This window comes from Terriglobia bacterium (assembly GCA_020072565.1).
Classification (GTDB): domain Bacteria; phylum Acidobacteriota; class UBA6911; order UBA6911; family UBA6911; genus JAFNAG01.
In genome coordinates, this window is the sequence record JAIQGI010000025.1 from 31,174 (window position 1) to 51,700 (window position 20,527).

Below are 20,527 nucleotides of genomic sequence, written 5' to 3' on the forward strand. Positions count from 1 at the left end.
TTGCCGGACAGTCGCCCTCTTTTATTGCTTTGGGGACTTCGTGGTTTGACTGGTTGGTGGTTCTGAGTTTTGGGTTGGCTCTTTTTCAGAACCGAGCCAGCCCTTTCTGCGGAAGTAATACAGCAGGCCGATCGCAACCAGAGCCATGAGACCCAGCGCATAGGGATAGCCCAACGCCCATTTGAGTTCGGGAATGTCGAAATTCATTCCGTAAATGCCGGCGATGAAGGACAGGGGGATAAATATCGCGGCAAACATCGTCAGCACCTTCATGATCTCGTTGGTCCGGTTGCCGAGGCTGGACAGATAGACTTCCATCAGGCTCGAAGCCACATCCCGATAGTTTTCCAGCAAATCGATGATCTGCACCGTGTGGTCGTAGCAGTCGCGCAGGTAGATGCGCGTCTCATCCGAGATCAGAGGAAGAGGGTCCCGGCATAGGGCGTTCACCGCTTCGCGCAACGGCCAAACTGTCCGGCGGAGAGTGAGCAGGGCATATCTCATCTCGTGAATCTGCCTGATGAATCGTTTTTCAGGCTGCGCGACGACCGCGTCTTCGATGACTTCCAGTGTTTCCCCGTACTTTTCCAGCACTGGAAAGTACCAGTCGATGGTGGCGTCGATCAGGGCATAGGCCAGATGGTCGGGACCGGCGAGGCGGAGGCGGCCCGTATCCTTCCGGATGCGTTCGCGCACGGGATCAAAATAACTGCCGGTTCGTTCCTGGAAGGTCAGCAGGTAATTTTTGCCGAGAAAGATGCTCAACTGCTCGGATGAGTACGCCTCTTCGGCGTTGATGGCGCGGACCACGATGAAGCAGTTGTCTTTGAATTGGTCTACCTTCGCCCTCTGATGAACGTTGAGCACGTCCTCCAGCGCCAACCGATGCAGGTTAAAAATCTCGCCCACTTTGGTGATCACGGAAACATCGCCCAATCCCATCACGCTGACCCACGTCACCGGCCATTCGCGCAAGAATGACCGGATGCTGTGAACGTCGTCTATGTCTTGTTCGAGCACCTTTTCCGGACTGTATGCCATCACCTGGATGACCGGCTTGGGCGCCTGCGGATCGACAATCAGAGTTCCGGGTGCGCTCCCGGGCAAGGATCTGCGGGGAAAAGCCGGTGCTGAAATCCTGTGTCTGCGGTGCTTGCGCGACATAGCCTGCCTCCGTTGTGCAGGCTGATTCTACACCTGGACCGAAACGGACATTCCGATTTTCCAGTCCGCATCCACATGTCGCGGCGTGAGAACGAGCGATTCGGAATGCCCCCCTTGGCGCGAGGACTTGAACTTTGGCCCGGGTATCTTCAATCTTTATTCAAGATGGTCGGGTGCCGCCTGCTCGGGTGTGGGATTCATGGAACCATAGGGAGCGGGAAATCGTTTTATCGGTAACTCGACAAGGAGGTTCTATGTCCGGAGCACCCTCAACCCTCGTGGGCGTCAGCCGTCCCATGGTAAAGGCCCTGTTTATCGCAAGTTGCCTGCTGTCAATCGTCTCATGGTATACGACCCAGCAGGGCATGGCGCTTTACCTGGCGCCCTGGTTCGCACTTCTGGCATCCCTCGGCGTGCAGTCGGCCCTGGTTCTGGTTGCCTGGCTGGTAGGAATAAGCAAAACCAAGCGCGCCCTCCTCATCGCCGTGTACGCCATCACGGCGATGGTGTCGATTTCGTTTTCCTACGCCTGCCTCTACACGTGGTTTTCCGCCCGCGAGCGGCCCGCGACAATCCAACGCAAACTCTACGACTCGTTGAGCACTGCATCGGGACAGGCGCAGGAACTCGTGGCGGGCGCGATCAGCGAAGGTCAAAAGCACGTTCTCGCCCTTGAAGAGATGACGGGCGCTGAAAAGGCTCATGGATACATCTCCAGAGCTCATGACTCCGATCCCTACCTGGCCAGGATCCGGGAGGCGGTGGCGCGTGAAGCACAGACCTATAACTCCAGCTATCCGGAAGGGATCGGCCAGGGCCTGCGCTACACAGCCTTCGATCGCTACGCAAAACTGGCCCGTCAGTCCCTGGAACGCATGCAGGCGGCACAGCAATCGTTGACCGATTTCCGGAACAATCTCAAGCCGCTCGAATCGACCGAAAACCAGCTTCGGAGCTTCCAGCAGGTCTTCGATGCCGTCCCCTGGCAGGAAGTCAAAGAGACACTCCACACCCAGAATTTCGCGCTCCCGGCGGTGCCCTCCTATACCGACTTCGTGGATCGCTCGGCCAGCGGGCAGGAGGATCTTCTGATCGCGTTCCAGGAACTGGTATCCGCGCCCGGCAGCCGGCACGTCTTCGCCTTCGCCCTGGCAGCGTTCATCGACCTGATCGTATTCCTGCTGGCATACTCCTCGGGCCCATACTTCTTCGGGGCGCCGGAAGAGCGCTGGATTTCGGCCGGCGCGGTCATGGATTCCAGTGACGATCAGGTCTTTACCAGGAATCTTCTCCGCAAGCTGATCCCGAGCCCCCAGGGAATGGCCCGCGTCGATGCGTCCGGATTGAGCCCCGGGGAACAGCAACTGTGCCTTCTGCTGGTCTCCAAAGGACATGCCGCACCGGTACACGAGGAGGGGAAGCTTTTCTATCTGCTCGATCAGGCGATTCACGAGCAGATGGTGGAGTCCCTGGCCAATCCAGGGCTGTCGCTGCGCGCCTCAGTAAAATCCGTATAATCCCCGGCTAAAGGACTGCCACGGATTTCAAACATGCCGCCCTGTGCGATCGGAATCACGTTTTCCAGTTGTAACCTGCCGGGGGTTGTTGGTACAAGGTGATCCGCAATCAGGGGAGGTAAAGAAATGCTGGATAGAGGATTGGGGAGCACAGCGGTTTTAGCTCTGGTGCTTATTTGTGTTCTACTCATCCCGGGAGCCGCCACCGAGGGTTCGGGACAGATACCGAGGGAACCTGTCAAGTGGTCCATCAAAGCCACGCTCCCTGACAAACCGCTCAAGCCGGGTGATAAACTCACCCTGCAGCTGACGGCAAAAATCGAGGAGGGCTGGCATCTCTATGCCACGGATCAGGCAGAAGGAGGGCCGACACCGACACGCATCGTGGTGCCATCGGATCAGTCGTTTGAACAGGCGGGCACGATCGAATCCTCAGAACCCAAGTCTGCGATGGATCCGAACTTCAATCTCATGACCGAATACTATGAAGGGCAGGCCGCCTTCACGATCCCGGTGAAGGTGGCGGCAACCGCAACTGCCGGCAAGTCGGAGGTAAGAGTCAACGTGAGCTTCCAGACCTGCAATGAGGAGCTTTGCCTGCCGCCCAAAACAGTGAAGCTTGCCCTCGAAGTCAACCTCACGCGTTGAGTGCGGTCTCAAACAAAACCATGAAAGGCACCGAATCCTTCAGCCTGTTCCGTGGTTTCCTGCCGCCACCAGCGAAATTCCAGCGACGAATATCCATCCACAGAGCGCGCAACTCATACCTCTCGTACGTCACTCGGGACGGCAATGGCGGCACGGGCGGAAGCCCGCTGCCCTCGCGTTCGCACCACTTGCGAGCAAGACACGGTTCCGGACCTGCACGCGGCGCGCGTCGCGGCAGGTTGGAAAACAAAAAATGCCGGTGCTCTTGCAGCCGATGTAACGTATGCCCTCGTTTGCATACTTCTCAAGTTCGTCCACCGGCACCCCTTCGCGCGCAAGCAGGGCTCGTTTGAGCGACGTGCCGAACGCATATCGGCCGATGCCGCCTGCCGCGGGAACCACCCGGTGACAAGGCAGGAGAAGCGGTACGGGATTGTGCGCCATCGTGTTCCCGACCGCCCGAACCGCTCTGGGCCTGCCGGCCTCACGCGCCAGCCAGCTGTAGGGGCGTACTTCGCCGCGGGGAATCTGCCGCAAGAGCGTCAGAACCGTCTGCTCGAAAGCCGAGAGTCTGGACAAATCCACGCGTACGGTCGGAGGAGGGTTGCCCGTCGCCGCCGACTTTACGGCACGGGCATAGGATTCGGGAAGTTCCCCTCGGAGAGGCCGCCCGCCCAATCGCTTCCGGTACAGGTCCTCGAAGGATGAGGAGTCGCTTCCGCCCAGGTCCACCATCGTCACACCGTGAGCATTAAATCCCACCCAGAGCCTGCCGAGATCCGTTTCTACCGAGGAGTAACGCTCGCCAGCTCTTTCTTGCACATGCGCGAGGATGCCGGACGGAGCCCTGACCTGCAGCCAGCCCAAATCCGCTGCCAATTCTCCAATTCCGGCCAGCTCGCGGGTGCACTCCGGGCATTGAGACAGGTGCGCGAGAACCTCTGCCTGCTCGGCCCGCTTCAATTCGCCGGTGCGGAAAACATCCAGTCGTTTCAATACTGCATCACAGCGCATTTCTGCCTCCGCTCTTTGTCAGAGTCGTGCGCAATTTACGCAGAGCGCGGAACACCTTGCCCCGCACGGAAGTTTCGCCGGACCCAACGATGGCCGCGATTTCGGCGTAGGACAGCTCTTCCATGAATCTGAGCACCACCAGATCGCGCGCTTCGCGGTCAAGACGATCCAGCGCCGACTGCAAAGCCCTGCGCTTCTCCCCCGTCTCCAGATTCCGGATCCCTTCAGCTGCTGGGCCTGAACCGGATGCCTGCGCCTCGACGGAATCCTCGACAGAAACCTCTCTCCTCACCCGTCGCCTGCGGCATCGCGTGAATGCCAGGTTGCGGGTGATGCGGAACAGCCAGGGCCCCAATTCGAGATTGCGGCACATCGGCTCATCATAGCGTTTGGTAAGTGCGTCGCAGGCGCGCATGAATGCGTCCTGGGTCACCTCCCGTGCATCGAAGGGATCGCGAAGCAAACGCAACGCATAGCTGTAGAGCCGATCCTGGTAGTTTCGGACCAGACGTTCCACGGCCCCGTCTGCGTTTCGATGCACTGCCAGTGCCAGATTGTCGAGCTTGCCGCCGGTCACTTGACCCTCCCGATCCTGCCACGCCGCTCACTACCTATAACACGGCCGCCTGTGCTTCCGTTCGCCTGAAAGTTTTCTCTGTAACGCTTCCGATGCCGGAGGGATCGAACTGAAAATTATCAACCATGGTACTCGGCCATTCACAGTAAGGAGGACGCGACGCGGATATTGATGAACGTGAGCATTCCAAACCAGGAGTTTAATGCCGCTCTCAGGGACGGCACCTGAGGGAAAAAGTTGCGCCATATCCTCGAGGAAACCAGGCCGGAGGCAGTCTATTTTACGGAACAGGATGGAAAACGGGGGGCGATGTTGGTCGTCAACGTTACCGACCAGACCAAGCTTCCGGCCGTAACCATGCCTTGGCTCCTGACCTTCAACGCCGACGTAAGACATAGAATTGCTTTGACTTTTGAGGACATCCAGAAGGCCGACATCGAGGACCTGACTAAGAAGTGCTCTTAGTCGGTCAGGGGGCCGGTGGCGCCGCCAGGACGCCGGGAAATCAGAGCCTTCAGGGTCTTGGCGGAATTCCTGCCCTGTGGGCGTTTATGGCTGGATCAATTAACCCCAGATGTCACCGACCGTGAATCCTTCCGGAAACGGATCTTCGGGATCGACGACATAGGTGCAGAGTCCCGTGATCCATGCTTGCCCGCTGAGGGTTGGTATGACCGCCTGGTACTTGCCGACCTGGGTCACTCCGGTCAGACGGCCGGTGAAGATCGTGCCCAGGATCCCTTCGTGGCAAAAGTCCTCGTTCAGTCCCAGCTTGCCCCTGGCATAGAGCGTCGCCATTTTCGCGCAGGTGCCGGTGCCGCATGGTGAGCGATCGATGGCGCCGGTCCAGGTGGCCGGGCGGTTCCAGTCGAGTTTACCCGTGGAGACCGTCACGGCATTCTTCATATGAGCTTCCGGACGGGTCGGAGGCGCGGAGAGTTCCGCAATCGTGATCCCGGAAAAGCCGGGCTGCTCGGGATGCACCACCGGCAACTGTTCCTGGGCCGCTGCCTTGATCATCTCGCTGATGCGGACTATGTCCCGTCCTTCATCGGGCGTCAGGCGCAGCCCGAACGGGGCCGCCTCGGCGATGACATAGAACATGCCGCCATACGCAACATCCACGGTTGCGGTCCCGAGGTGCGGAACCTCGATGCGCGCATCCAGGTAGGCCGCAAACGCCGGCACATTTTGAAAAGTGACGCGCTCGACTTTGCCGTTGGCACAGTCTGCCCGGACCCGGATCAATCCCGCCGGGGATTCCAGCATCAACTCCGTGACCGGTTCCCGCATCGGCAGCATCCCGGTTTCGAGCAAGACCGTAGTGACACAGATGGTATTCGTCCCCGACATGCCGGGATACTCCACCTGTTCCATGATGACAAAGCCGGCATCGGCGCCGGGGTGCGTGGGTGGCAGGATCAGATTGCAGTTTGCGGCCGGATATCCGCGCGGCTCGCGCAACATGCGCTTGCGCAAGCCGTCCATGTGCGTCTGGAGATAACGCATCTTGTCGAACATGGTGGCTCCCGGGACATCGAGCACGCCCCCGACAATTACCCTTCCGGGTTCCCCACACGCATGGGCATCAACGGCTTGAATCATATTGGCAAGGCGCATGCTCTTCTCCCTTCTCTTAAACCTGCGCGATCGAACGCGCATTATCCTACCCCCGATTGCAGGCCGATTGCTACCGGGCACAACGGGGGACAGAATTAGGGTGATTGGCCGCGAAAATGTATAATCGCATGACCATTGTGCCCGGATGAATTAGAATAGGGTTTATCCAGTACAGGCCAAGAAAAGACAGGAGTGGGTAGCGCCCATGGCGCCGGAGGAATCATGCACGGAAAAATTGTCGCTCTGTTCTGCCTGCTGTTCACGATCGTCGCGATCGCATCGTTCCCACAGGAGCAGAAGGCCGACCCACGCTTGAAAAAATCCTTCCGGCGCCCCGAGGCAAATGGCTGGACATTCGTGCACCTGGAGGGGACCCCGTCCGAAATCGGCTACCAGCACGGACATCTGCTGGCCGCGGAGATCCTTGACATGAAAAAGCTCGCCGAGCTCGAATTGAAGCACGGCAGCGAGAAAAACTGGGCGTTTTTCCGGGGCGCCGCCCGCGACATGATGTGGCCGCGCATCGAGCAGCAGTACCGCGACGAACTTCAGGGGATCACCGACGGCGTCAACGCCCGCGGAGTCAAGCTTGATCTGTGGGACATCGTCGCCATGAACGGGCTGCTCGAGTGGGATTACTACGTGAAGGAGTACAACAAGCAGCGCAAGATCCCTTCCCCAGACTCCCTGGGCAAGGCGGAGCGCTGCAGCGCCTTCGTCGCCACGGGCAGCTACACCAAAGACGGCAAGGTCATCATCGCCCACAACAACTGGACGAGTTACATGGAAGGCAGGCGGTGGACCATCGTCTTCGACATCGCTCCGGCCAAGGGTTACCGTATCCTGATGGATGGTCTCCCGGGATTCATATCGAGCGACGACGATTTCGGCGTGAACTCGGCCGGTATCATGATCACCGAGACCACGATCAGCGACTTTGAAGGCTATGACCCGGGCGGCATGCCGGAGTTTGTCCGGGCACGCAGGGCAATGCAGTACTCCACGTCCATCGACGACTTTGCCCGCATCATGAAAGAAGGCAACAACGGCGGCTACGCCAACGACTGGCTGATTGCCGACCGGAAGACCAACGAGATCGCCAGCCTCGAACTGGGCCTGAGAAATGTGACGCTCGAGCACAAAAAGGACGGCTATTTTGTGGGCGCCAATTTCCCTATTAACCCCAAGCTGACGCGCGAGGAGACAAAGTTCGACACCAAAGACATGGGCAACAGCCAGAATGCACGGCACGCGCGCTGGGAACAGCTGATGGCCGAGAACAAGGGGAAAATCGACGTGGCGGCCGCCCAGCGCTTCCTGGCCGATCATTACGATACCTACGAGAAAAAGATTAACCCGAGTGAGCGCACCCTCTGCGGCCACATTGATCTCTCCCCGCGCGGCTTGGGAAGCTGGCAGCTTCCTTACGGGGCCGCCGGTGCGGTGCAAAACAAGGTCGCTGATGCCACCATGGCGGAGCGCATGTCATTCACGGCAGCCGCCGGCCACGCCTGCGGCACCCACTTCCAGGCAGCAGCACACCTGAAGGCGCATCCGGAGTTCGACTGGGAAAAGGAATTCCTCAAAGACATGCTCGCGCACCCTTGGACCGTCTTTGAAGCCGCCCGGGACGGGCGCTAGCCATAATCATTCATGAATGTGCGACCAAAATGCAGTTTTGGACGCGGAAAAACGCTGACCGACGCCGACCGTCCGGTCCTAGTCGGTGTGCAGGAGCTTTTGCCGCGCCGCAGGCGGCAAAAGCTCCTGCCCGCGTCCATCCGCGTCCAATTTTCTTGCTGTTCACGGGTGTGCGGTTCTGCTTCATGAATAATTCAGGTCAGCGTGTGACCCAAGTCTTGCCGTCCTGGCGAATCCACACGGTTGTGCCGCCGGCCCCCTTGGCGCTGATCTGATATAGGTCCGCCGTAGCCTGCATGGCAGGCTGGAATTCGATCCCTTCCACCCGGATATTGCCCGCATCCAGCGCGGCCAGATCCGGCGCGTATTGTCCAGTGGCGGCCCTGGCGCGGCACTGGCGATAGTAGAGCCGGCGGAGCGCCCACTTCACACGCTCGTTGGGATTTTCGACGAACGACTCCGCACCAGCTCCTGATTCGATCCCGGAGAACTGGACGAAGCCCCAGCGTTCGGGCATATGGAGGTCGACGGCGCCTTGGGGGCTCCACACCCAGTTGTCCGAAAGGATCGGCTTGGCCGTGGCCGGGTCAATGCGCTTCGAGTAGCGGCCATCCTTCGCGTCGAGTTGCCATTCGACGCGCGAGAAGTTGATGCGCCACTGTTCGCCGGCCCTGGGCGGCCGTTTGCCTGGGGCGGCCTCGCGCAGGATGCGCCAGGGGATTGACATTTCAACGGTCCACCCTTCGTCGCGATCGCCCGGCCGGTTCACCGTGCCGCGCAGGTCGACTCCAATCCGCAGGCCGGCGGCGTCCCAGGCGATGATCGCGGGCCCTCCGTCGCGGTACGGCTGGACGAGCATCAGGTCGAAGACCGTGCCCAGCGGATTCACTTCGAGCTCGTAGTAGTTGTGCGTGTCGCCGTCGGGATCGATGAACACCTCGACGTCGTTATCGTTGTAGACGATGGCATCACGCTCGGTCAGCGTCCCCCAGAGGTCGGGCTCCTCCATGTCGAGCGCCACGTAGAAGTTGGCATCGTCCCAGAGCATCCTGGCACGCGTTCTGAACCGCGGGCGCGGACGAGTGTCGCCTTCGATGTCGACGAAAAGGTTCGTCCAGGGCGCCGCGCGCCATGCGGCCTCATCGAGCTTGCCGTCGACGTTCGGCGCTGAAAACGTGTGGTAGCACACGTACCGGCTGGGTGCGAATGGCATGGCCTCGGGATCGCGCGCTGCCTGTGTCTGCAGGCGCGTGGCCGCGGCTGACGTCACGAGCAGCACAACCAGGAAGGCTCCTCGGCAGAACATAATGCGCATTACCTGCCTCCCTCCGCGCCGGCCCGCTTCACGGCCGCGGAAAACTCCTCCCAGTGCGCAGGCGTCAGCGTGTTGCCCTGGAACAGGCTGACACCCTGCGCGCCGCCCGCGAGCGCACGCTCGACGGCGCGGCCGAGATCCGGGGGCGTGAGATCCGGCACGTAGAGCCCCGTGTAGAGCGGAATGCGGCTGCCGAGCGCGTCCACACCCAGGCGCGTCGCGCGCTCGATCCATGCGACGTCCTCCTTGTAGAACGCGTGGTACACCATGGGCAGGACGGCATCCACCTGCCATCGAACCCAGTCCTGGCGCACCAGCGTGCGCGCGATCGTCGGTGTCGGAAATACCGCCGCTGTCACCTGTTTCTTGTGCGCGTGCACCTCGTTCGCCAGCAGGCCGACAACCTCGGTGATGGTGTCGTAGCGATACTGCAGCCACGCGCGGTGACTGGGTGGATCCTGCAATTCCAGGGGATCCGTGCCCGCCTGGCGCTTGAAACGGTCACGACAGACACGGCAGTAGCAAAAGTCGAACTCCGGATACTCTTTGTCCTGCACCAGGTTGTATTTCGGCCACAGCGCGACGGGGAGGATGACGTCCGGGTAGCGGATGTAGTCGAGGTGCACGCTCGCCAACCCGCCGATCTCGGCAAGCTCGCGGACATATCCGACGAGAAACTGCCGCACGTCGTCGCGCGCCGGGCACATGAACCTGTAATAGTCGACGTAGGGAGGCTTCTCGGCGGTCGACACCCCCTTGCGGCTGACGGCGTACCATTCCGGATGCGTCTTTACGTGTTCGCCGCGCATCATCGTGAAGATCCACGCATGTATCTCGAGGCCCTCCTGGCGCACAACCGGTATAGCCGTCCGATAGAAATCGGCACTGCCGCTGATGAGGATCGCGTTAATGCCGGCCGCGCGCATCTCGGCGAGCTTGCGGCGCCAATCGTCCATCGACTTGATGCCGCCGCGCATCCAGGCCCAGTTCTTGAGCGCAGGTCGGGATTTCGAGCGCTGGCGGGCATCGTGAGCGGGAATCCCCTTGCCCATGGTGCGGCTGCCCAGCACAGCGCCGGCGCCCACGGTGTGAAGGAATTGTCTCCGGTTCATAGCAGCCTCGTTTGCTCCGCATGTGGGACTGAAACGCGATCCGCCGTAGCGGGGTGCCGGGTAGGGCCGCAGGTCATCCCTGCAGAGGGCCCGGCGACGGCGCCAATGCTCATGAATGCCAAAGCCGGCATCCGAACCAGGCTGCGAAGAGCGGATCGAAAATACACGTGCGCACCCCGGCAAAGCGGTGGAAATCAGTGGCAGATGCCTTCTTCACAACGGTAGCAGAATATCACGGCTGGTCGCGCCCACGATCGCAATTATCGCGCCGATCCTGGAAAAGCGATCGCTCTCACCGGCACGGGATCCCGACGGGCCGGTTTCCGGTTCCCGGGCAGCAGGAGGGGTTGAGCCCGGGGCCCGGATCACGCCAGCAGTTCAGAGTTTGCCGGCGCCCAGCAACCGGGCGAAGTGCTCGTACGAGCGATCATATGTACGCTCGGCAGCGGCGGGGAAAAAGCACGCCGGCAATTCCCGACTGGCGCGGTGATAGCTCAGACAATCGCAGCACACGCCTTTGCGCGGGCACGGTTCGTAGCTGCAGTTACAGGCGCGACGGTTGCGATCTCTGTTGCACTCCATGGGCGTTCCTCCAGGAATTCGGGGAGCGATTATCGCTCGGCCCCATGCCAAAGGCAACTGCTGATCGCAGCAACCTTGCTCGTGGAGTTAGAAAATGGGGTCATTGACACATCACGGGAAGCGGCAAGCGGTCATCGTCGCGGCCGTCACAGGCAATGTCGGCCGGGTACTCTTCGGCGATCACCGTGGTCAGGTCCGGAATATTCAGCTCCCTGCGCGTGAACGGCGTTCGCCGCGATCTCGAAACGTCGAATCCTCCGGACCTGAGTCGCTGCAGCGAGGCATTTTATCGCGATTGGCTTTCTGCAGCCCGAGACAGAGTGCAAATCTAAGCTTAGCCCGAATGATTTATGAAGCAGAACCGCACGTCCGTGAAAAGCAACAAAATCGGACGCGGTCCAGGACCGGACGGTCGGCGTTGGTCAGCGTTTTTCCGCGTCCCAAACTGCATTTTGGTCGCACATTCAGAAATAATCCGGGTTAGTGGTTGTGTCTGGCCATATCAACGTTCGGATGGTTCCCTTTTCACGCCCGGTCTACTCGGCGCGGAGAGCGACCACGGGATCGACCTTCGCCGCGCGGCGCGCCGGAACATAGCTCGCCGCCAGCGCCACCAACAGCAGCACACACGGGACGCCGATGAAGACAATGCCGTCATGCGGGCTGACTCCGTAGAGCAGCGACGCCATGACCCGTGAAGCAGCCAGCGCGGCCGGCACTCCGATCACGATCCCCGCGCCGGCAAGCAATGCGCCTTTTTTCAACACGAGCGTCATGACATCGTCGTACGAAGCGCCGAGCGCGATGCGCACGCCCATTTCGTGCGTCCTCTGACTCACCGAATAGGCGATCACTCCATAGATGCCGACAGCCGCCAGCGCCAGCGCGAATGCGGCAAAGCCGGCGATGAACCATGCAATCAGCCTCGTCTCGATGAGCGAATCGGCGATCACCTGCCGCATGGTGCGCAGCTTCAGCACGGCCAGGTCGCGATCGAGCGCGCGCACCGTCCCGTGCACGGCAGCTGCCAGTTTTTGCGGATCGCTCTCCGTGCGTATCGTCACCCACATCCCCGGGTCCGGCGCTTGTGTGTACGGAAAGTAGACCATAGACACGGGGGCATTCATCGGTTGCTGATGTTTCACCGAGCCTGCAACCCCCACAATTGTCAGCCAGCGGCGGCACCTGATCCGGTGACCGACGGGGTCTTCACCGGGGAAGAACCGCCGCGCGAGCGTGTCGTTGATGATGGCCACGGGCGGCCCGGCGGCCGTATCCCGCTCGTCGAAGTCACGCCCCCGCAGCAAGGGGATCTCCATGGTGCGGAAGTAGCCCGGCGTCGAGCTGTTGTACTGGGCATCCATTTCCATCCAGTCCGCCGGCTTCGGGCGCCCCTCGATTTCGAACCCGCCGCCGCTGTACTGGCCGGTCATGGGGAGCGTCCCGACAGCACCGGCGGCGGTCACAGAGGGCTCGGACCGCAGTCTGGAGATCAGCTCGGTGTAGAAGTTCGTGACCAGTTGCGCCGTCGCGTACTTCGCCTGCGGCAAGTCGAGTGTGAACGTAAGCACGCGTTCGACCTGAACGCCGGTATCGAGGCGCAGGATCAGCAGGAGGTCTCTCATGAGCAGGCCGGCACCGACCAGCAGCATCAGCGACAGGGCCACCTCCCCCGCCACCAGGGCGGACTGGAAGCGGGTGCGCAACCGCGCGCCACCCCCGCACCAGATCCCACCTTTCAGCCCGGTGTTCAGGTCGGCCTTCGAGCCGAAGAGCGCCGGAGCGAGACCGAACACAACGCCGGTCAGCAGGGACACCACGAGCGTGAAACCGAATACGGTCGAATCGATGCGGAGTGCCGATTCGAGACCGAAATCCGGCGGCGCCGCGGCGCGCACGACATCCACGAACCAGGGCGCGAACGCGAGGCCCAGCGCACCGCCGGCGCACGCCAGCAGCACGCTTTCCGTCAACATCTGGCGCACGATCCGCCCCCGGTTGGCCCCGAGTGACGCGCGCACCGCCATTTCCTTCGCCCGCCCCGAAGCGCGCGCCAGCATCAGGCCGGCCACATTCGCGCACGCGAGCAGCAGCACCAGCACCACAGCCGCGAACAGTACGGTGACCGGCGCTGCGGTCTGTTCGGCGAGCGTCCGCCCGATCGGCGTGACCGTCACGGCCCAGCCTGTGTTGGTCGCCGGGTACTGCTGTTCGAGCCGGCATGCGATGGCAGTCATGTCCGCCTGGGCCCGCGACACAGTGATTCCCGGCTTCAACCGGGCAATGGCGTGGTACTGGTGCTGGTAGCGGTCGTTCGCAGGATTGTCCTGCAGCGGCTGCCAGAAATCGCAGGTCCGCATGCCGGGGTAGGCAAACGCCTTCGGCATCACGCCGATGATTGTGGCCGGCTTGCCGTCGAGCATGATCACCCGCCCGAGAACATCGGCGCTGCCGCCGAACCGGCGCCGCCAGGCCGCATAACTGAGCACGGCCACCTGCGGCGCACCCGGCTGGTCTTCTTCCGCGGTGAAAAATCTCCCGATGGCAGGCTGCACGCCAAGAACGCGGAGGAAGCCCGCCGTAGCGTGCGTGCCCGTGATCCGCTCGGGTTCGCCGCTGCCTGTAAGGGTATACGAAGCCGACCAGGCCGGGAGCGCCATCTCCTCAAACACCGCATTCTGCGCGCGCCAATCGAGAAAATCCCGGTATCCCGTGCCGCTGTTCCGCCCGCTCACATGATGTGCTTCAACTGTCACGATGCGGCCCGGCTCCGGAAACGGATACGGGTTGAGCAACATCGCGTTCACGACGCTGAAAATCGCCGTGTTGGCCCCGATCCCCAGCGCCAGCACCATGACCACCACCGCCGTGAATGCGGGGTGTTTTCGCAGCATGCGCATGCCGAAACGAAGATCCTGCCCCAGGTCCGACAGCATGTTCCCGCTCCGTTCCTTTCCCAGGGGAATTGAGGCTTGACTGCCAGGCGTGCCCCGAACCATCCGCTGTGTTAGCGGGCGCGTGATGGCGTGCCGGATTTCCGTCCCGAGAAGTTCTCCCTGGTCCAGTTCAGCGAGTGCAATCCGAACGGCTTCCTCCTCGGCGGCCCCGCACGCACGCGCCTCGGCGTAACAGTCCTCCAGGTACTGGGAGATCTCCTCGATGATCGCCAGCTCGCGCGCGCCGTCAAGAGACTGGCGGGCGAGGCACCGGCGGATATGTTCTTTCCATTCAGGCATGATGCAACCGGGTCACACGCTGGATGGCGGCCGCAAACTCTTCCCAGACGCTGCGCTGCGCTGCCAGCACCTTGCGGCCCTCGGCCGTGAGGCGGTAGAAGCGCCGGCGGCGCTGGCCGGGTTTTTCCACCCAGCGTCCCTGAATCCAGCCCCGGGTTTCCAGACGGTAGAGCAACGGGTACAACGAAGCCACGTGCAACCGGATGACTCCCCCGGAGCGTTCCTGGATCAGCTTGCGGATCTCGTAGCCGTGGCGCGACCGCTCTTCCACCAGCGACAGCGTCAGAAGCTCGGTGCTCCCCTTTTTGAGTTCACGCTCCAGCATAGACGATTTAGGCATATATGTTTATAACGTATATAGATTTTGCCCCGCATGTCAACTGGAAAATAATGCGGTCCGCCCTCGACAGGCAGAGTCAAGCCGCAAGGGCTCACAGAAGTTGTGAATTGATTTAGCTAAGCAGGTAAAAAACAGCCGCGGTGGAGACTTCGTGCGTCCCGGTCAAATGCGGCAGAGATTCAGTCTTTTTCCGAACTGCCGTGAAACCGGTCCTCTTCTTCGGCGAAGAGGATGTTGAAGCTGGTCAAGGTGCCGTAACAGCCGGTAATGTAGCCCTGCAGCTTGATCTTCAGATCCTCCGGGATGTCGGCGCCGTTGATCTGCTGCTCGAGCACACGCAGGCGATTTCTCAGCATCACCACCTTGTGGAAGAAGGTCTCGATGGGCCAGCCTTTTTCCTGCAGATCCGCGCGTCCGGGCCGGAGAATCATTTCGCCGCCGCGCCATTTGTCGGCCATGGGCACAGGTGTGAGCCCGGTTTCCTCCCGGATGATTCTGCGCAGCAGCAACTCAAGATCAACGGCGCTGCCATCCGACACGGTAATGTTTGCCACAGGCGAGCTCCTTTCTTTTTCCGTAACCAGCGGAACCGCCGCCGGCTGCGAACGTGCCGATGGCGGTTTGGCGGCACTATCCCGGGCTTCCCCGCCCCGGTAGTTGTGCTGGCTGCCGCAATAATCGCAGATCACCCTCAGGATTCCTCCGTTCGCATCCGCAACGATCACCGTATGACTGCGAACCGTTTTGCATGCGCGGCACAGATCATCGAGCGAATCGCCGGCGTGAAACCGGCGCGCGTTCTCCCCATTCATCATGGCCTCCCCTTTGGCCGAACATGTTCCTTCGGGAGCGATCTTACTCTATCGCCTTTACAATACCCAGGTCACCGTTTACCAGGAGCCTGTCGACGTTGCGAACCTTTTCGAGTACTCCGGGAATATTGACGACAGCCGGGATGCCATACTCTCGGGCAACGATTGCGCCGTGCGAAAGATAGCCGCCCGTCTCCATCACGATGCCGGCAGCGCGCAGGAACAGGGGGGTCCAGCCGGGATCAGTCGAGGGCGCAACCAGGATATCTCCGCGCTTGAGGTTACTCCCTTCCGCCGGATGCAGAACAATCCGGCAGGCCCCTCGTGCCTGCCCGGCTGAGACGCCGATCCCGGACCATCCGGGAGAATCGGATCCCCGATCAAGCTGTGGCCGCTCTTCGTGCCGACACGAGCGGCCGTCCGACACAATCACGTCCGGCGGATGCAGAGTCAGCCAGCGCTCCCGCTGTGCTCTCCTGTCCTCAGCCAGCTCGCGCGCACCGCGGCCGTCCCATTCGTTCAGCAGGTAACTCTGAATCTCATAGGAGGAAAGATGGAATATATCGGCCGGTTGGCCGAGGCTGCCGGCCTCGGCCAGTCTGCGGCCAATCTCCAGGTAGACCCTGCGTGCCGGCTCGACGGTGGCGCCCATGGCCGACTTGGCCGCCTCGCGCTGCGCCATGCCCTGCCCGAGCCGCCTGACGAGCCACCGGATCAACGGGCGGCGCCACAGCGTCAGGCGGCGCACTTCGCTCTCGGCCTGTTCCCGCAGGGCTCGCGCGGATGTCCGGGGAGAAAGTTCCGCTTCCCCGATGTATTGACGCACCTGCTCGAGGATGTAGCCCGGATCTTCGCTCCAGCGCGGGTTCATGATGTCGGCTTCATAAACGGCGCGATGGCCGAACTCCTCGAGAAAGCGCTTCAGCTGCACTCGAAATGGAGAGTCTCCGGGAAGCGTCACCCACTCGGAGGGGGGTTTCCGGGCCTGGAGCCAACGCCGTGCTGTCTCGTCAATTCGTGCTGCCGCCGCAAGGTCGAGAACCCGATACCCTTGCTCGGCGCTGATCACGTTTGCACCCCGGTGAGATCGAAGTAGGCGTGACCGTCGAAGCGGCGCACGACTTCGAGGCCGGGAGGGATCTTGTAGCCGGCCGCGATGAAAGCCGCATACAGCACGTCCCCGATGACATCCTGAATCATGCTCCAGCTCAGAGTGCTGACCACACCAGGAATAGCGTCCTTATGCATCTGCAAAGTATCCGATCACGAGAACAGGCATCAGGCAGCACACGCCGCCGGCTCATGGCGACTATATGGTAAGACTTCCGATGCCGCACGGGAAAACGGGTTCGTGGGAAGTCTCGAAACAGTCCCTCATGGGCCGGGGGCGCATTCACGACACATAAAAAGGATGGACGCATCGAGTCTTCGAGTCCTGGATTCTTAGCGCTTAAACGGGCGGCTAAGCGTCAAGACTCAAAGACTCGCAGGCGCTAAGAGTCACTTTCGGAACAGCTTGCCGCACTCCCAGTCACTTGCGCTCTAGTCGGCTTGCGCTCCAGCTGGGAATGTCCTATAAATTGACCACATCACGAATAGTCGGGAGATTGCCATGAGTCGCTGTCGTCGTCTTCGTTTGCCTACTGTTGCCATCGTTTCGACTCTGTTTTTGAGCATCGGCGCGGCGGATTCTGCTGTCCAGGGGCCGGCTGCCCCGGCCGCCGGCATTTTCGATCGCCTGATGTTTCGCGGTATCGGTCCCGCAACCATGGGGGGGCGCGTCGACGATCTCGCCGTGCTCGAGAGGCAACCGTCGATTTACTATGCCGGAGTCGCGACCGGCGGCCTGTGGAAGACGATAAACAACGGGACCACCTGGGAACCGGTGTTCGACAATCAGGAGGTTGCCTCGATCGGCGCCGTTGCCACTGCCCAGGACAATGCCGACCTGGTCTGGGTCGGGACGGGCGAAGACAACAATCGCCAGAGTTCCTCATGGGGAGGCGGCGTATACAAGTCGTCGAACGGCGGCCGCACCTGGATGAACATGGGTCTCGTCGAGTCCAGGCACATCGGGCGCATTGTCATCGATCCGCTCGACCACGACGTTGTGTACGTGGCTGCCACGGGGCACCTGTGGGGTCCTAACAGGGAGCGCGGCGTGTACAAGACGGCCGACGGCGGCCTCACATGGACCCAGGCGCTGTTTGTCGACGAGCAGACGGGCGCAACCGATCTCGTGATGGATCCGTCGAACAACAAGGTGCTGTATGCCGCGATGTACCAGCGGCTGCGCTCCCCCTGGGGATTCAACGGCGGCGGTCCAGGGAGCGCACTCTACAAGTCCATGGATGCCGGGAAAACCTGGACCAGACTCACCAACGGCATTCCCGAAGGACCGCTCGGCCGGATCGGGCTCGACATCTACCGCGGCAATCCGAACATCGTCTACGCGCTCATCCAGCACGAATCAGAAACCGGGCTTTATCGCTCCGATGATGCGGGCGCACGCTGGACGAAGGTGAGCACGACCAATCCCCGCCCGCTCTACTTCAGCCAGGTTCGCATTGATCCGGGCGACTTGCACCGTGTCTATGTTCTCGGGGTGCGGCTCATGGTGTCGGACGACGAGGGCAAGACGTTCAAAGAGGTCCGCGCCTCCTACACGCGGCCGGGAGGCGATCGCCCGCGCGACGATCTGGATGTCCACGCGATGTGGATCGACCCCCGTGATTCGTCACACCTCATCATCGGCTCGGACGTAGGGATCGCAGCATCCTACGATCGCGGGGTGACCTGGGATTTCGTAGACAATCTGCCGATCGGCCAGTTCTATCACATCGGTTACGACATGGACACGCCCTATCGCGTCTACGGCGGTCTCCAGGACAATGATGTCTGGGGCGGGCCGAGCGCCGCGCGCTACCGCCTCGGCATTACCAACCACGACTGGTTCACGCTCGCGATCGGCGATGGATTTGTCGCCCTGGCGGATCCGCGCGACGCGCGGACCCTGTACGCAGAAACGCAGGACGGCAACATCGCGCGGGTCGACCGCGACACGGGCGAGCGGAAGACGATCCGTCCCCAGGCGGCACGCGGTGAGCCGCCCTTGCGCTGGGCTTGGGACACTCCGCTGATCCTGTCCCCCCACGATTCCAATATCCTTCTGGTCGGAGCCAACAAGGTCTTCAGATCCACGAGTCGCGGCGACACTTGGGAAGCAATCAGCCCGGACCTGACGAGTGGGGTGGACCGCGACACGCTTCCGCTGATGGGCGTGACGGGTAAGGAGATCAAGATCTCCAGGAACGACGGGGTTTCCGCATATCCCACGATTGTCGCATTGGCCGAATCGCCGAAGAAGGCAGGTCTCTACTACGCCGGCGCCGACGACGGCACAGTGCATGTTTCCAGGGACGGCGGCAAGACATGGGCAGATCTCAGCGGCAGGTTTCCCGGTCTGCCCGCGCGGGCGCCGGCAGGGCGCCTGGTGCCATCGGCCTTCCATGAGGCGACGGCCTTCGCCACCTTTAACAATCACCGTTCGGACGATTACGCTCCGTACGTTTACATGACTGCGGATTACGGCAACACGTGGACATCGCTGGCATCGACTCTGCCACAGGGGCAGACGGTCAACTGCCTCACCGAGGATCCGAAAAACCCGGATGTGTTGTATCTCGGAACGGAGTTCGGACTGTTCGTGACGCTCGACAGAGGCCTGAACTGGGTACGCCTCAAGAACAATCTGCCGACCGTGCCGATCGACGAGATCACGATCCATCCGCGCGACAACGACATGTTGCTGGCCACGCACGGGCGGAGCATCTGGATACTCGACGACATCACACCCATCCAGCAGGCCGCCGAGGCGGCGAAAGCCGCAGCGTACCTGTTCGACATCCGCCGCCCTGCAGTCGAGTTCAGCCCCACGAATGAACACGCCAATTACCCGGGCGATCGGCGCTTCTATGGCCAAAATCCGGAGTTTGGCGCCGGAATCAGCTACTGCCTGAACGTCGGGCCCAAGGATATCCGGCTCGCCATCCGCAACGCAGGCGGCGCGGTGGTGCGTGAAATGTCGGCCGACGATCTCAAGAACTACCGCAGCCTGGGCTTGAACCGCGTGCGCTGGGATCTCCGGCATCAGCCGATGGAAGCCGCTCGCGGCCAGTCGGGGCGGGGTTTTGGCGGGGGCGGGCCGGGAGGCGGCGGGACGGCCGGCCCGTTCGTCCTGCCGGGTGACTACAAGGTCACCTTGACGGTCGATGGCGATGACGTGGGCTCCCGTTCGTTCCGCGTGCTGGCGGATCCGCTGATCACAATCAGCGACGCGGATCGCAAGGTCCACCATGATGTCGCCCTGCTGCTGCACGAGCTTCCGCGCTCGATCAACGAGGCGGCAGCGGCAATCGGCGCGGCAGGCGATCAGGTTCGTGCAGTGCAAGACCTGCTGAAACCTCTGCCAAACCCGCCCACAGCGGTCGCAGCGGCCGCGGACACTCTCGCAAAACGTCTTGCCGAGCTGGCGCAACAGTTCAGCGCCGGAGCACAGCCTGCGGGCGGTCGAGGCATGGGGGGGCGAGGCGCGGGCGGCGCAGATGCGGGCGGCAGCGGAGCGCAGCGCATCCGCACGCAGGCGGCCGCTCTCAAGAGTCAGATCATGGCATGGACCTCGCGGCCCAACGCGTCGCAGATCCAGCTCGCCCGGGACACCCGCGAAGAGCTTGCCAGGATGATTGCGGATGTGAATGTTGCACTCACGAGGTCGCTGCCGGCACTCCTCAAGCTTCTTTCCGACAACAACCTCAATCTGCCGGCGATGAAGCCGATTCCCCCGATAAAGTTGATGCCGTTTCCGTTTTAGACGGCAAGGATCTGCAGGTAAGTAGTACGAAACACACGATGACCTCTCGCGCGTGACTTGTGTGTTTTGTGGTTTAATA

General features: G+C 61.6%; 16 protein-coding genes and 1 pseudogene. 5 read left to right on the forward strand and 12 right to left on the reverse strand.

The features are described from left to right. Positions 1-21: 21 nt before the first annotated feature. Entirely contained in the window at positions 22-1,164 is a 1,143-nt protein-coding gene (corA, locus tag LAP85_16620) for a magnesium/cobalt transporter CorA (GenBank protein ID MBZ5498028.1), read from the reverse strand. Positions 1,165-1,418: 254 nt separating this feature from the next. Here corA and LAP85_16625 point away from each other — a divergent pair, with 254 nt between their 5' ends. Continuing rightward, positions 1,419-2,681 (forward strand): hypothetical protein, encoded by a 1,263-nt coding sequence (locus tag LAP85_16625; protein ID MBZ5498029.1) that lies wholly within the window; start codon positions 1,419-1,421, stop codon positions 2,679-2,681. Positions 2,682-2,807: 126 nt separating this feature from the next. Then, a complete protein-coding gene (locus LAP85_16630; GenBank protein MBZ5498030.1) occupies positions 2,808-3,329 on the forward strand; it encodes a protein-disulfide reductase DsbD N-terminal domain-containing protein in 522 nt (173 codons plus the stop codon). A 129-nt stretch (positions 3,330-3,458) separates the two neighbouring features. Here the strand turns inward: LAP85_16630 and LAP85_16635 are convergent, their stop codons facing one another. Together LAP85_16635 and LAP85_16640 are read right to left on the reverse strand one after the other, a co-directional pair. After that, on the reverse strand, positions 3,459-4,343 hold the full coding sequence (locus LAP85_16635) for a methylated-DNA--[protein]-cysteine S-methyltransferase (protein ID MBZ5498031.1): 885 nt from the start codon (positions 4,341-4,343) through the stop codon (positions 3,459-3,461). After that, entirely contained in the window at positions 4,333-4,920 is a 588-nt protein-coding gene (locus LAP85_16640; GenBank protein MBZ5498032.1) for an RNA polymerase sigma factor, read from the reverse strand. The genes LAP85_16635 and LAP85_16640 overlap by 11 nt, the downstream gene beginning before the upstream one ends. Positions 4,921-5,091: 171 nt before the next feature. Between LAP85_16640 and LAP85_16645 the strand changes: the two are divergent. Then, positions 5,092-5,385: pseudogene (locus LAP85_16645) on the forward strand (panthothenate synthetase). Between the two features lie 99 nt (positions 5,386-5,484). Here LAP85_16645 and LAP85_16650 read toward each other — a convergent pair. Next, a complete protein-coding gene (locus LAP85_16650) occupies positions 5,485-6,540 on the reverse strand; it encodes a proline racemase family protein (protein MBZ5498033.1) in 1,056 nt (351 codons plus the stop codon). Positions 6,541-6,762: 222 nt separating this feature from the next. Between LAP85_16650 and LAP85_16655 the strand changes: the two genes are divergently transcribed. Next, positions 6,763-8,181, forward strand: a complete 1,419-nt coding sequence (locus LAP85_16655) for a peptidase C45 (GenBank protein MBZ5498034.1) — start codon at positions 6,763-6,765, stop codon at positions 8,179-8,181. Positions 8,182-8,380: 199 nt separating this feature from the next. Here the strand turns inward: LAP85_16655 and LAP85_16660 are convergent, their stop codons facing one another. The 8 genes from LAP85_16660 to LAP85_16695 all read right to left on the reverse strand — a co-directional run bounded on the left by LAP85_16660 (position 8,381) and on the right by LAP85_16695 (position 16,826). Then, positions 8,381-9,496, reverse strand: a complete 1,116-nt coding sequence (locus LAP85_16660; protein MBZ5498035.1) for a carbohydrate-binding family 9-like protein — start codon at positions 9,494-9,496, stop codon at positions 8,381-8,383. Further along, positions 9,496-10,608 (reverse strand): hypothetical protein, encoded by a 1,113-nt coding sequence (locus LAP85_16665; GenBank protein MBZ5498036.1) that lies wholly within the window; start codon positions 10,606-10,608, stop codon positions 9,496-9,498. The genes LAP85_16660 and LAP85_16665 overlap by 1 nt, the downstream gene beginning before the upstream one ends. A gap of 378 nt (positions 10,609-10,986) precedes the next feature. Next, entirely contained in the window at positions 10,987-11,190 is a 204-nt protein-coding gene (locus LAP85_16670) for a DUF6485 family protein (protein ID MBZ5498037.1), read from the reverse strand. Positions 11,191-11,726: 536 nt separating this feature from the next. After that, positions 11,727-14,426 (reverse strand): ABC transporter permease, encoded by a 2,700-nt coding sequence (locus LAP85_16675; protein MBZ5498038.1) that lies wholly within the window; start codon positions 14,424-14,426, stop codon positions 11,727-11,729. Continuing rightward, complete coding sequence (locus tag LAP85_16680) at positions 14,419-14,751, reverse strand: PadR family transcriptional regulator (protein ID MBZ5498039.1); 333 nt, start codon at positions 14,749-14,751, stop codon at positions 14,419-14,421. Before LAP85_16680 ends, LAP85_16675 begins: the two co-directional genes overlap by 8 nt. Positions 14,752-14,945: 194 nt before the next feature. Next, on the reverse strand, positions 14,946-15,581 hold the full coding sequence (locus LAP85_16685) for a hypothetical protein (protein MBZ5498040.1): 636 nt from the start codon (positions 15,579-15,581) through the stop codon (positions 14,946-14,948). A gap of 40 nt (positions 15,582-15,621) precedes the next feature. Then, positions 15,622-16,647 carry a hypothetical protein gene (locus tag LAP85_16690; protein MBZ5498041.1) on the reverse strand — a complete coding sequence of 342 codons (1,026 nt, stop codon included), beginning with the start codon at positions 16,645-16,647 and terminating at the stop codon, positions 15,622-15,624. Further along, positions 16,644-16,826 carry a hypothetical protein gene (locus LAP85_16695; protein MBZ5498042.1) on the reverse strand — a complete coding sequence of 61 codons (183 nt, stop codon included), beginning with the start codon at positions 16,824-16,826 and terminating at the stop codon, positions 16,644-16,646. Before LAP85_16695 ends, LAP85_16690 begins: the two co-directional genes overlap by 4 nt. Positions 16,827-17,190: 364 nt before the next feature. Here LAP85_16695 and LAP85_16700 point away from each other — a divergent pair, with 364 nt between their 5' ends. Next, positions 17,191-20,448 carry a hypothetical protein gene (locus LAP85_16700; protein MBZ5498043.1) on the forward strand — a complete coding sequence of 1,086 codons (3,258 nt, stop codon included), beginning with the start codon at positions 17,191-17,193 and terminating at the stop codon, positions 20,446-20,448. The last annotated feature ends 79 nt before the right edge of the window (positions 20,449-20,527 follow it).

What these genes read in the sequence shown, in the direction of transcription:
- corA (MBZ5498028.1), bottom strand. Translation starts at nt 1,164, where the DNA reads ATGTCGCGCAAGCACCGCAGACACAGGATTTCAGCACCGGCTTTTCCC.
- LAP85_16625 (MBZ5498029.1), top strand. Translation starts at nt 1,419, where the DNA reads ATGTCCGGAGCACCCTCAACCCTCGTGGGCGTCAGCCGTCCCATGGTA.
- LAP85_16630 (MBZ5498030.1), top strand. Translation starts at nt 2,808, where the DNA reads ATGCTGGATAGAGGATTGGGGAGCACAGCGGTTTTAGCTCTGGTGCTT.
- LAP85_16635 (MBZ5498031.1), bottom strand. Translation starts at nt 4,343, where the DNA reads ATGCGCTGTGATGCAGTATTGAAACGACTGGATGTTTTCCGCACCGGC.
- LAP85_16650 (MBZ5498033.1), bottom strand. Translation starts at nt 6,540, where the DNA reads ATGCGCCTTGCCAATATGATTCAAGCCGTTGATGCCCATGCGTGTGGG.
- LAP85_16655 (MBZ5498034.1), top strand. Translation starts at nt 6,763, where the DNA reads ATGCACGGAAAAATTGTCGCTCTGTTCTGCCTGCTGTTCACGATCGTC.
- LAP85_16660 (MBZ5498035.1), bottom strand. Translation starts at nt 9,496, where the DNA reads ATGCGCATTATGTTCTGCCGAGGAGCCTTCCTGGTTGTGCTGCTCGTG.
- LAP85_16665 (MBZ5498036.1), bottom strand. Translation starts at nt 10,608, where the DNA reads ATGAACCGGAGACAATTCCTTCACACCGTGGGCGCCGGCGCTGTGCTG.
- LAP85_16670 (MBZ5498037.1), bottom strand. Translation starts at nt 11,190, where the DNA reads ATGGAGTGCAACAGAGATCGCAACCGTCGCGCCTGTAACTGCAGCTAC.
- LAP85_16675 (MBZ5498038.1), bottom strand. Translation starts at nt 14,426, where the DNA reads ATGCCTGAATGGAAAGAACATATCCGCCGGTGCCTCGCCCGCCAGTCT.
- LAP85_16680 (MBZ5498039.1), bottom strand. Translation starts at nt 14,751, where the DNA reads ATGCTGGAGCGTGAACTCAAAAAGGGGAGCACCGAGCTTCTGACGCTG.
- LAP85_16685 (MBZ5498040.1), bottom strand. Translation starts at nt 15,581, where the DNA reads ATGATGAATGGGGAGAACGCGCGCCGGTTTCACGCCGGCGATTCGCTC.
- LAP85_16695 (MBZ5498042.1), bottom strand. Translation starts at nt 16,826, where the DNA reads ATGCATAAGGACGCTATTCCTGGTGTGGTCAGCACTCTGAGCTGGAGC.
- LAP85_16700 (MBZ5498043.1), top strand. Translation starts at nt 17,191, where the DNA reads ATGAGTCGCTGTCGTCGTCTTCGTTTGCCTACTGTTGCCATCGTTTCG.